This is a genomic window from Mucilaginibacter sp. (assembly GCF_039925265.1).
Taxonomy (GTDB): Bacteria; Bacteroidota; Bacteroidia; order Sphingobacteriales; family Sphingobacteriaceae; genus Mucilaginibacter.
On record NZ_JBDSZG010000008.1, the window covers coordinates 1 to 12,002 of the forward strand.

11 protein-coding genes and 1 pseudogene are annotated in these 12,002 nt (G+C 39.7%); 6 read left to right on the top strand and 6 right to left on the bottom strand.

Going from position 1 to position 12,002, the window contains the following annotated elements:
* Together ABIX36_RS02015 and deoC are read right to left on the bottom strand one after the other, a co-directional pair.
* A pseudogene (locus ABIX36_RS02015) lies at positions 1–215 on the bottom strand (hypothetical protein); the annotation flags it as partial.
* Positions 216–385: 170 nt separating this feature from the next.
* Positions 386–1,303: a deoxyribose-phosphate aldolase gene (gene deoC / locus ABIX36_RS02020; protein ID WP_348080491.1), complete on the bottom strand. Its 918-nt coding sequence runs from the start codon at positions 1,301–1,303 to the stop codon at positions 386–388.
* Between the two features lie 9 nt (positions 1,304–1,312).
* Between deoC and ABIX36_RS02025 the strand changes: the two genes are divergently transcribed.
* From ABIX36_RS02025 to ABIX36_RS02045, 5 genes are all read left to right on the top strand, one after another.
* Positions 1,313–2,263, top strand: coding sequence for a nucleoside phosphorylase (locus tag ABIX36_RS02025; RefSeq protein ID WP_348080492.1), 951 nt, complete (start codon positions 1,313–1,315; stop codon positions 2,261–2,263).
* A gap of 122 nt (positions 2,264–2,385) precedes the next feature.
* The gene (locus ABIX36_RS02030; RefSeq protein WP_348080493.1) at positions 2,386–2,781 is read left to right on the top strand and encodes a DUF2750 domain-containing protein; all 396 of its coding nucleotides are present in this window, start codon (positions 2,386–2,388) and stop codon (positions 2,779–2,781) included.
* 77 nt (positions 2,782–2,858) lie between these two features.
* On the top strand, positions 2,859–3,224 hold the full coding sequence (locus ABIX36_RS02035) for a hypothetical protein (RefSeq protein ID WP_348080494.1): 366 nt from the start codon (positions 2,859–2,861) through the stop codon (positions 3,222–3,224).
* A 247-nt stretch (positions 3,225–3,471) separates the two neighbouring features.
* Positions 3,472–4,029 (top strand): ORF6N domain-containing protein, encoded by a 558-nt coding sequence (locus tag ABIX36_RS02040; protein ID WP_348080495.1) that lies wholly within the window; start codon positions 3,472–3,474, stop codon positions 4,027–4,029.
* A gap of 81 nt (positions 4,030–4,110) precedes the next feature.
* Positions 4,111–4,656 (top strand): ORF6N domain-containing protein, encoded by a 546-nt coding sequence (locus ABIX36_RS02045; RefSeq protein WP_348080496.1) that lies wholly within the window; start codon positions 4,111–4,113, stop codon positions 4,654–4,656.
* A gap of 54 nt (positions 4,657–4,710) precedes the next feature.
* Here the strand turns inward: ABIX36_RS02045 and ABIX36_RS02050 are convergent, their stop codons facing one another.
* The 3 genes from ABIX36_RS02050 to ABIX36_RS02060 form a co-directional block, all read right to left on the bottom strand.
* A complete protein-coding gene (locus tag ABIX36_RS02050) occupies positions 4,711–4,980 on the bottom strand; it encodes a hypothetical protein (protein ID WP_348080497.1) in 270 nt (89 codons plus the stop codon).
* Positions 4,981–5,117: 137 nt separating this feature from the next.
* Positions 5,118–8,450, bottom strand: coding sequence for a preprotein translocase subunit SecA (gene secA, locus ABIX36_RS02055; RefSeq protein ID WP_348080498.1), 3,333 nt, complete (start codon positions 8,448–8,450; stop codon positions 5,118–5,120).
* Positions 8,451–8,957: 507 nt separating this feature from the next.
* Positions 8,958–9,314, bottom strand: a complete 357-nt coding sequence (locus ABIX36_RS02060) for a hypothetical protein (RefSeq protein WP_348080499.1) — start codon at positions 9,312–9,314, stop codon at positions 8,958–8,960.
* Between the two features lie 126 nt (positions 9,315–9,440).
* Here ABIX36_RS02060 and purD point away from each other — a divergent pair, with 126 nt between their 5' ends.
* Positions 9,441–10,715, top strand: coding sequence for a phosphoribosylamine--glycine ligase (gene purD / locus ABIX36_RS02065; protein ID WP_348080500.1), 1,275 nt, complete (start codon positions 9,441–9,443; stop codon positions 10,713–10,715).
* A gap of 132 nt (positions 10,716–10,847) precedes the next feature.
* On the opposite strand, the gene ABIX36_RS02070 is transcribed toward purD, so the two are convergent.
* Entirely contained in the window at positions 10,848–11,975 is a 1,128-nt protein-coding gene (locus ABIX36_RS02070; protein WP_348080501.1) for a TlpA disulfide reductase family protein, read from the bottom strand.
* Positions 11,976–12,002 lie beyond the last annotated feature (27 nt).

Below are 12,002 nucleotides of genomic sequence, written 5' to 3' on the forward strand. Positions count from 1 at the left end.
TCTGCTTCATTTGCTTCTGCTATTTCTGATAATTTTTCTTCAGTTGCCGGATTAATGGTATCAAAATATTTTTTGCTTAGCGGCTTTTCAAATTTTCCATTAATGAACAGGTCATATTGCGGGTCTATTTTTACAGACGATCTGCTTTCCAGGGCCGGTGCGTATTTCCGGGTGCTATCAAATTTTAGTTTTAGGGCGCTATTTTTTGTAACCATGTATTTATTTTTTTAAAGTACTCTTTAACCTCATCCTCCATCTCCTTCTCCAAAAGAGACGGAGATGGAGCTTTTGAATAAACCAAACATCATATCTTCCATTTCGGCTATAACTATAAGCCAAACAATTAAGCAAGTCTTCCCTTTGGGGAGACTTAGAGGTACTTTTTTTAATCTATCGAAAAATAATCTTTCCCCTGGTAAACGCCTGTCTTCTCTTTCATCAATTGCATCAATAAATCATTCGCCAAACTGCTTGCACCAAACCTGAACAAATGATTATTCATCCAGTCTTCACCCAAGATTTCATTTAACATTACAAGATAATGGAGCGCTAATTTTGATTTTGAAATTCCACCGGCGGGCTTCATTCCTATCTTCTTACCGGTTTTATAATAAAAATCTTTGATGGATTCTAACATTACCAAAGTCACAGGCAACGTCGCTGCAGGAATAACTTTGCCAGTTGATGTTTTTATAAAATCTGCACCTGCATGCATGGCAATATCACTTGCCCTGCGAACCTTATCATAAGTAACTAACTCTCCTGTTTCTAAAATTACTTTTAACCTTGCATCACCACATGCTTCTTTAATTGAAGCGATCTCATCAAATACAAAATTATATTCGCCTTGCAGAAATTTTCCGCGGCTTATAACCATATCTATTTCATCGGCGCCTTGGTGCATTGAAAATTTTGTGTCACTGATCTTTACATTATGCGGAGCCTGGCCACTGGGAAATCCGGTGGCAACAGAGGCTACTTTTATTCCTGAACCTTCCACGGCCTTTTTTGCTGTTTTAACCATAGAGGGATAGACACAAACCGCTGCAACAGTTGGCAGGCCGGGGTATGCATCAAGCAGGTGCATAGCTTTGTAACACATTTGCTTAACTTTTCCTTCAGAATCTTTTCCTTCCAGCGTAGTAAGGTCAATCATATTTAACGCAAGCAGTAAGCCTTTTACTTTAGTTTCTTTTTTTATACTTCTTTTGGTAAATCTTGCGGCTCTTTCTTCAATACCAACCTGGTCAACAGGGGGAGAAAATCTAAAATCCGGAAGAGCAATCGTCGTTCTTTCAGCCATTGTTATTAATTGAGAAAAAACAAAATTACTGTTATTGATTCAATAGTTACCTTAACTTTCATTCTTAAAAAGCAGTATATGCAACACATTGCTGAATCTGAATTGATCATAAATAAACGTGGCGCTATTTATCATCTTGATGCAAGGCCAGAAGAAATAGCCAATACTATTATTACCGTTGGCGACCCGGGACGTGTAAAAGAAGTAAGCAAATATTTTGACAAAGTAGAGTTTGAAAGGCAGCATCGTGAGTTTATAACCCATACCGGTTATATTGGCAAAAAGAGGCTCACAGTGGTAAGCACGGGCATCGGCCCGGATAACATTGATATTGTTTTAAATGAATTAGATGCTTTGGTAAACATTAACCTGGAAACAAGAAAAGTAAAACCTATCCTTACTTCTTTAAATATTCTTCGCTTTGGCACTTCCGGATCTTTACAAAAAGAAATACACGTTGATAGTTTTGTTGCAGCCACACACGGGCTTGGATTAGATAACCTTATGAATTTTTATCGCACCGAAAATAATGAAGAAGAGAAACAAATTATTCATGCATTTAAAACACATACGCAATTAACTTCGGGGAATATTTCTCCATACATTTATATGGGAAGCCCTGCCCTGCTAAAACATTTTGTAAAAGATTACTATCATGGAATAACGGTTACCTGTCCCGGCTTTTATGGTCCACAGGGGAGGGTGCTTAGGCTTGGGCTCGCTTATCCTCAGTTGGTTGATCTTCTTTCTACTTTTCATTTTGGCAATCACCGTATTTCTAATTTTGAAATGGAAAGTTCTGCTATTTATGGCTTAGGAAAATCTTTAGGGCATCATTGTATAAGCCTGAATTGTATCGTTGCTAATCGCATTATAAAAGAATTTACAAAAGATGGAAATAAGGCTGTGGAAAATTTGATTAAACAGTCATTGAATGTTATTGCGGATGCTGATATTTAACTTTGTTAGTTGGACAGCCATTAGATGTAAAATAAAATGAAAATCCTTATTAAATGCCCTGACGTTCTGCCCTGCTTATGCTTGAAATAGAACCATAGATAGGGAAAAAATCCTAATTAATTATGAAAGTTTCAGATAAAGAAATTAAGGCTGTCTCTAAATTGGGGGCTTTCGAACGCTATCAATATTTTATTAAAAGAGTTGCTGATTCTGAAACGATGTATAGCCTTATTGGTGAGGATGGAAATTTTGCATTGGCTGATGTGGAAAATACTGTTCTATTTTCAGTTTGGTCGGCCCCTGAGTTTGCTTTGGCATGCGCAGAGGGAGAGGGGATATGGAAGAATTTCTCTGTTAAAGAAATTTTAATGGAAGAATTTGAAGACAATATCATTAATGAAATAGAAAAAAACAAATGGCTTATAAACGTTTTTGCTATTAAAAACACATCGGGGTTTATTGTAGATTTAAATGAGCTCGCTAAGGATTTAAATGAAGAGAGGAAGAAATATCATTAAATAATAATCCGTAGCCTTGCGCCAAAAGTGGGATTATCTTATCTTTAACCAATTTCAAAATTTGGCAGTAATTAATCATGAAACCTAAATTTTATTCAAAAGCAGCTATTGGAATATTGACATTACTATTTTCACCTTTTTTGGGGTCTATATTGTTTGCAAATAACTTGAAGGAAGTCGGGAAAAGTAAATTAAATCCATATTTTCTTATAGCAGGTATTTTTTGGTTATTCATTGTAAAGCTGCTTACTAATGGCATCAACCCTCTTCTTCAACTTGGAATTGCCAATGTTACTGGTAGTTCTTTACTAACCTACTATTTTTGGGATAAATATTTAGCTGGACACGACTACGAAACCAAAAGTTTTTGGAAGCCGACTTTAATATTCTTAGCGGCTTGTGTTGGGCTTATTCTTTTGCAGATATTGACCTCTCGTATTTAGCCCTCCCTTAGTCCAAGCATATAAAAGAGTAGCGTGGCGCAAGTTTCAACTTGTGCCGTGTAAAAGAGCTACCAATAAAAATTAAGTAAAGCCGGCAATGAGTAAAAGCGGTGTTGGTTTTATGCCAACAGGAGGTGGAGGAGTTGGAAACCTTCATTCGTAAGCTTTGTAAACAATCCTCCATTCGGATAAGGTATCCCAAATTGCAATGTCTTAAATTATATTTGCAAATTATAAAACTAACAAGATGGCAAAAGCCATAAAGAAGGCAGGAGAATCCTTAATCATACCTGATGAAGTAGTTATAAACAAAATACTTTTGATAAGGAGAAAAAAGGTAATGGTAGATAAAGACATTGCAGAATTATACGGCGTACCAACCAAACGATTAAATGAGCAGGTAAAGCGCAATAAAAAGCGGTTCCCCGAAGATTTTATGTTCCAGTTAACACAAGAAGAGAAAGACGAGGTAGTCGCAAATTGCGACCACCTAAAAACGTTGAAATACTCACCCAATTTGCCTTTTGTTTTTACCGAACATGGAGCCGTAATGTTAGCCAGTGTTTTAAACAGCAACAGAGCAATAGAAGTGAACATACAAATAGTAAGGATTTTTACACAGATAAGAGAAATGCTTCTAACGAATAAAGATATTTTATTAAAGCTGGAACAGTTAGAAAAGAAAGCAATTGCACATGATGCTGATATAGAGATCATTTTTGAAGCTTTGAAACGGTTGATAAATCCACCATCACAAACGCTGCGAAAAAGGATCGGCTTTATAAGAGATAAAGACGAGCAATAGTCTTACAAATACAGCAAGTAAACCTACGGCACGCATTGTCCCCATTTTAGTCCAAGCTATAAAGAGTAAGCGTGGCGCAACGTGGCAAAAGCGTTAAAGAAAATAGAAGCGGCAGATGAAGAAATCGTTAGTAAGATTTATTTTATCAGGGATAAAAAAATAATGTTGGATAAAAACCTGGCGGAGCTTTACGATGTAACCACGGGAAATTTAAACAAGGCAGTAAAGAGAAATTTAAAACGCTTCCCGGAAGATTTTATGTTCCAGCTTACAGAGGCGGAGTTTAAAAATTTGATATTCCAAAGTGGAACATCAAGTTGGGGCGGTACAAGAAAAATGCCTTATGGTTTTACGGAGCAGGGAGTTGCCATGTTATCAGGTGTTTTAAATAGCGAAAGAGCAATAGAAGTAAATATTCGTATTATAAGAATATTTACGAAACTCCGTGAAATGTTACTTACGCATAAAGACATTTTAGTGAAGTTGGAAAAAATAGAAAATGAGTTGATGAAGCAAGATAGCCGGACAGCGAAGAATGAAGATAATATACAAATGATTTTTGAGGCATTGAAGCAATTATTAAATCCACCACAAGAGCCAAGACAAAGAATAGGTTTTAAGCCCTAATAAAATCAGTACTAGAGAAGGCCGCCGAAGGTTTGTTTCAAGAAAACAAAGAGATTATTTTTTTAAAAACAATAATATAAAACCAAAGGTAGCCACTACCTGCCCAACCCAAAAAATGAACATCCACTTAATAAGCTCGGCTTTTGTTTCGGCCACATATGCTCTTACCTCTGCAATATCTTGTTTGGTGGCTAAAATTTGACTTTTATTATCAAATTCCCCTTTTATCTTTTCTTCAATATATGAAGTAAGGGATTCCGCAGTTTCCTTTCCTACCTTAACGGAAAGAAGGTCGTATAGATGTGTGATAGATATAGAAGGCATTTTTTAAAACTTATTTTAAAGATATAATATTAACCTTATCAAACAAACTATCATTGCCTAAGTAATACATTGCAGGTTATCAGAGAGAGCATTAGAAATAATTTAATATTCAATTACATATTCATATTGAATAATAATTACGCCTCCCTCCCATGGCATTGCTTATACTTCTTTCCACTTCCACATGGGCATGGATCATTTCTGCCAATCTTCGGACCAACCTTAATTGGTTCTTTTTTTATCGGCTCTGAGGGATCATTATAATCATTTTCCTGTGAAAGATATTCCGGACCTGCGCCCGCAGCAGCTCCTGCATATTCCTCTTTACGCTGGCGCATTTTGCTCATGTCTGTTTTTTGTTCACGGCCTTCTCTTATTCTGGCTGTTTGAGTTTGCTCAACAGGAATGGCGCAGTGACATAAGAAGCTTACAATATCTTTATTAACCTCATCATCCATTTGTTTAAAAGCATTAAATGCTTCTATCTTATAAATAACCAAAGGATCTTTTTGTTCGTAGCCGGCAGTTTGTACGCTATGCCGAAGATCATCCATTGCTCTCAGGTGTTCCTTCCAGGCATCATCAATTAAAGCAAGCGTGATATTGCGTTCCAGGGCATTAGTTAATTCAGCACCTTCTGTTTCAATTGTTTTGTCAAGATTAGCGAGCGCTTGTATTGCTTTTTTGCCATCAGTGAAAGGAACCGCCACATTTTCAATATGTGAGCCTTGTTCTTTACGGATATTTTTTATTACCGGTAAAGTTTGCTGGCTCATTAATCTCGTCTTTTCATTGTAATGCGTTTTTGCTTCTTCATACAATTGTTCCGCTAAAACATTTACGTCCGTTTTATCTAATTCATCGGCAGTAATAACGGTATCAATTCCGAAGTTCATTATCACTGATAATTTAAAATCTTCGTAGTCGTTAATTTCTTTTGCAGAAAATACAAGGCCTTCTGCAACAGAATAAAATGCATTATCAAGATCAAGCACGAGGCGCTCGCCGAACAATGCATGGTTACGTTTACCATACACTACTGTACGCTGCTTATTCATCACATCATCATATTCCAGCAATCTTTTTCTTATACCAAAATTATTTTCTTCTACTTTCTTTTGAGCTCTTTCAATACTCTTTGAGATCATGCTATGTTGAATAACCTCGCCTTCCTTATACCCCATTCTATCCATCATCGAAGCGATTCTTTCACTGCCAAACATCCTCATCAGGTCATCTTCAAGAGAAACAAAAAACTGTGATGTTCCGGGATCGCCCTGGCGGCCGGCACGCCCACGTAACTGCCTGTCCACACGACGACTTTCATGGCGCTCAGTACCCAGGATAGCAAGACCGCCGGCATTTACCACGCCTGGCCCTAATTTAATATCTGTACCACGACCAGCCATGTTAGTGGCTATGGTAACACCTTGCGCATAACCAGCTTCCGCAACAACCTGTGCTTCTCTTGCATGCTGCTTGGCATTTAAAACATTATGCGGAATGGCTTTTTGTTTTAACATCCGGCTTAGCAATTCACTCACTTCTACTGAGGTAGTACCAACCAGTATTGGCCGGCCGGCGTTACGCATTTTTTCAATTTCTTCTATTACTGCTTTGTACTTTTCCCTTTTGGTTTTATAAACAAGATCCTGTGTATCCTTCCTGGTAACGGGTAAGTTTGTCGGAATGTTTACTACATCTAATTTATAAATATCCCAAAGCTCTGCAGCCTCTGTTTCGGCAGTACCTGTCATACCCGCAAGTTTGTGGTACATCCTGAAATAATTCTGTAAAGTAATAGTAGCATAGGTTTGGGTAGCCGCTTCGATCTTTACATTTTCTTTTGCTTCAATTGCCTGGTGTAAGCCGTCACTATATCTTCTGCCGTCAAGAATACGCCCTGTTTGTTCGTCAACGATTTTAACCTGCTGGTCAAGAACAACGTATTCAACATCAATATCAAATAATGTATATGCTTTTAATAATTGCTGAACTGTGTGAATTCTGTCGGCTTTGATTGAGTATTCATTAAGCAGGGCTTCTTTTTGATGTAGTTTTTCTTCCGACCCTAAACTGCTCTTTTCAATATCTGCAAGCTTAACCCCGATATCAGGCAAAATAAAAAATTCAGGATCCTCTCCTGATTTAGTGATAAGATTAATTCCTTTATCAGTTAGTTCAACCTGGTTGTTTTTTTCATCAATGTGGAAGAATAATTCATCATCCACCTTGTGCATATTTTTTTGCTGATCAGCCAGGTAATAATTTTCTGTTTTCTGAAGCTTAACCCTCATACCAGGCTCACTAAGATATTTAATCAATGCACCTGTTTTTGGCAAACCGCGATGTGCCCTGAACAAAGCCAGTCCTCCATCTTTAGGATCATCATTGCCTTCCCCTATTTTCTTTCTGGCTTCAATTAAAAAATTATTGACCACTTTTTTCTGGGCATCAACTATCCTCTCTATACGTGGCTTTAATAGGTGAAACTGTTGATCATCACCTTTAGGCACCGGACCGGAAATAATCAACGGCGTTCTTGCATCATCAATTAAAACACTATCTACTTCATCTACCATTGCAAAATGATGTTTGCGCTGTACCATCTCATCAGGAGAATGCACCATATTATCTCTCAGGTAGTCAAACCCAAACTCGTTGTTAGTACCATATACAATGTCAGAATTGTATGCTTTTCTGCGGGCATCACTGTTTGGTTCATGTTTATCAATACAATCAACTTTTAATCCGAGCCATTCAAACAAAGTCCCGTTCCATTCACTATCACGGCGGGCCAGGTAATCGTTTACCGTTACAATATGCACACCTTCCCCAGCAAGTGCGTTGAGATAGGCAGGTAACGTAGATACCAACGTTTTACCCTCACCCGTAGCCATCTCTGCAATTTTACCTTCATGCAAAACTATACCACCAATTAGCTGCACATCGTAGTGTACCATGTTCCAGGTAACTTCGTTGCCGGCTGCAAGCCAGGTGCTGCTGTGGGTAGCTTTATCGCCCTTGATAACCACGTTGGTTTTTTTGGCAGCCAGTTCACGGTCGAAAGCGGTTGCGGTAACCTCTATGCTTGGGTTCTCTGCAAGGCGTTTCGCGGTTTCTTTAACAACGGCAAAGGCCTGCGGCAGTATGTTGATCAGGATATCTTCCAGTTCTTTATTACGGTCTTTCTCCAGCTTATCCAGTTGGGTATAAAGCTCAACCTTCTCGCTTACTTCCATATCAAGCTCGTTTTCGGTACGATCCTTAATGGCCTGTATCTCGCTATCGATGCCGGAAAGGCCGGTGGCGATGGTTTCTTTAAATTCTATGGTTTTAGCCCTAAGCTCGTCGTTGCTCAGCACACCAATTTTGGCAAATTCAGCCTTAATTTTTTCAACTATAGGCTGTATGCTTTTTACATCCCGTTCTGATTTGCTTCCGAAAAGCTTACTAAAAAAGTCTAACATGTTGTTTGTATATAGTACACCGGACTCAACAATTGCGCCAGTGCAATTTCAAAGTCATTTTGACAGGCAAAGGTACGGAATTGAGGTTAAAGGAGAAAGGTAAAAGGCGAATGGATTAACATCACAGTACAGTCTGTCATCTAAAATAATAGAACCAGCTACTTTCATATTTATTATCAAAATTCTCTTTGCTATCAAGCGAAACAGAAAATTGATCTCTTTTTATATAACCAAACTCGTCGTAACTTTTTAACAACTCGAAATACTTGCCACTGAAATAATTATTAAGCCCTTCTTTTAGGGCCTCTCAATCTGGCTGTCCTTGTAAAAAAAGAAAATAGCACTTTTAAAACCTTTTACAATTTTCCATAAATTGGGGTTATTGATCTCCTTTTCCAATAGCTGGATCCGCGCCTCCGATAAACTGTTATTGGCTTCTTCGCATGCAATGGTTTCAAAATTAGAAAAACATACAAAAAGACCGTTGGTGTTATACTTATCAGGTTTCTAAGTTTGCCATCGATTCCATATTGATTTTTTTGTATTAAGTCCTAACTCAAAAAGTGTTGTTTCAAACTGATTTGCTATTGCTTGCTGTTTTTTTCCATCAAAATTTGCGATAGCCTGGTTAGGGTAAGTAAAAGGTTCAAGAAAAAAAGTCTTCTCTTTCCAAAATTCAAGCACAACTTGAAGGCGCGGAATCCTTCCCCCACTGTAAATCACGTCATAAATTATATTGATCGGTTTAATTCCATATTCCTTATTTATCCAATCACAAAGCGGTTTAAAATCACTTTTCATTTCAGCCTTGCCTTGCTTAATCAGTTTGGTGTCTTGATAATCTTTGTCGGATGGTACTATCATTTATAAACCTGGGTTTAGGGTGTTAAAACACATTGTGTAAACTTAATAAATCCAATCCTAAAATCATCTGCACATTTGAAATCTGCACACCTGCACATTTATCTGCACATTAAGTATATTCGCCCCATGAATATCCTGATCCTTGGTTCGGGCGGAAGGGAAAGCGCCTTCGCCTGGAAAATTGCCCAAAGCCCCAAATGCGAAAACCTTTTTATTGCTCCCGGCAATGCCGGCACAGGGCAATATGGCACTAATGTAGACTTAAAAGTAACCGATTTTGTCGGCATCAAAGCGTTTGCCTTAGCTAACGCAATAGATATGGTATTGGTTGGCCCCGAGGAACCTTTGGTAAAAGGTATTCACGATTTCTTTTTAGCGGATGCCGAAATACAGCACATCCCCGTAATAGGTCCGCAGCAGGAAGCCGCCCAACTGGAAGGCAGCAAGGATTTCAGCAAGGAGTTTATGCAACGCAATAACATCCCCACCGCTGCTTCAAAAACATTTACTAAAGATACTTTACAGGAAGGTTTTGATTACCTGTCCACAGCCGGTTTGCCCGTAGTTTTAAAAGCCGACGGCCTTGCAGCCGGAAAAGGCGTGCTGATCTGCTTAACTTTAGAAGAAGCAAAATTAGAACTTGCAGAAATGCTTACCGAAGCCAAATTTGGTGATGCAAGCTCTAAAGTGGTGATAGAACAATTTTTAACAGGTATCGAGCTGTCGGTTTTTGTAATGACCGATGGCACTAACTATAAAATACTGCCCGAAGCCAAAGATTACAAACGCATTGGCGAAGGCGATACCGGCCTCAATACCGGCGGCATGGGTTCTGTTTCCCCGGTACATTTTGCCGATGCCGAATTTATGGCGAAGGTGGAGCAACGCGTCATCATTCCAACTGTAGAGGGTTTGAAGAAAGAAGGCATCCCTTATAAAGGTTTCATTTTCATCGGCCTGATGAATACCCACGGCGAACCCTGGGTAATTGAATACAACTGCCGCATGGGCGATCCCGAAACCGAAAGTGTTATGCCACGCATCGAATCGGACTTTGTAGACCTGCTGGAAGGCGTGGCCGAAGGCAACCTGAACGAGAAAGAGATCATCATCTCTAATAAAACAGCAGCAACCGTAGTTTGCGTAGCAGGTGGTTACCCCGGCGAATATTTAAAGAACAAAGCCATCAGCGGGATAGAAAATGTACGCGGCTCGCATGTGTTCCACGCGGGCACCATCTTAAACGGCGAAGAAGTTTTAGCTACCGGCGGTCGCGTTTTAGCAGTTACTACCTTGCAGGATAACATGTTTGATGCTCTGCAACAAGCCACTGCCGATGCCGCCCGGATCTATTACGATGGCGTATATTTCCGGAAAGATATCGGTTTCGACCTTTTATAGTTCACTGGTTCAGTTGTTCATTAGTTCATTGGTGGGATAGTTAGGTATCCAAATTCCCGGAAATAAATAAAGCCATCCCGCAAGAGATGGCTTTATTGTTATACAAGCCCAATGAACTATTGAACCAATGAACTACTGAACTGAAAACAGCTCCGCCAACTTATCGTTCAAATCGTCGCCCCTAAGGTTTTTGGCGATGATCTTACCGTTGGGATCTATCAAAAAGTTTTGGGGGATTGCCTTTACACCATAGATCACCGCTGCTTTGCCCGCCCAGAATTTCAGGTCGGATACCTGCGTCCAGGCAAGGCCATCTTTGTGGATGGCTGCCAGCCAGGCTTTTTTAGCGGTAAGTTTATCTAATGACACACCTACGATGGTAAAATTCTTGTCTTTATATTGGTTGTAAGCTTTTACCACGTTCGGGTTTTCGGCACGGCAGGGGCCACACCACGATGCCCAAAAATCTATCAGCACATATTTCCCGCGAAAGGATGACAGGCTCACCATTTTACCGGCGGTATCGGCTTCGGCAAACTCAGGGGCAGTGGCACCCAAAGCAACAGCTTGTAATTTTGGCAACAGCTCGGCAAAGGCCTTACCACCTTCAGATGCTTTAACAGGCGCGGTAAGCGACTCGTACAAGGGCGCGATATCTGCGTAATCAGCACCATAGGCGTACGACCTCAAAGCCGTCAGGCTAACGTACGAATCCGGGTAATCCTGTATAAATTGCTTATTAATGGCCTTCCATTGGTTCCCCAATACCTTCTCTTGCACTTTGGCTTGTTTAATAAAAGCCTCCGATTTTGCCGAATCGCCGGCTGCTTTTTCTTTGGCGTCCATTGCATCGTAACCATCATCCACGGCTTTAAAAGCCGCCAGGAATAAATTATTCTCCTGGTTGGTTTTCGGCCCATCCACTTTGGCGTTCTTCAAAAGATCGCTTGTGGTAACCGTTATCACACCCGGTTCGAGATAAACAGCATGCGAGTCGTCGGCAGCACCCATACCCGATGCCTTTGGGTTAAACCAAAGCCTTGCGCTCGTTGGGCTGGCACCTGCATCGCCCTTAAAAGTAAATTTTCCGTCTTTTAAGGTAACCGAATCGCTGATGGTTTTGCCATCTATTTTGTATTGCAAATAAACCTTAGCCGGTTTGTTTAGCGTACCCACGTTGCCTTGTATGGTATATTTAGTATCCTGGGCAAAAAGTAATGCCGGGATAAAAGCAATTGCACTCAGTGCTATTTTTTTCATGTTGATGTTAAACGTACCTTCTAAAAA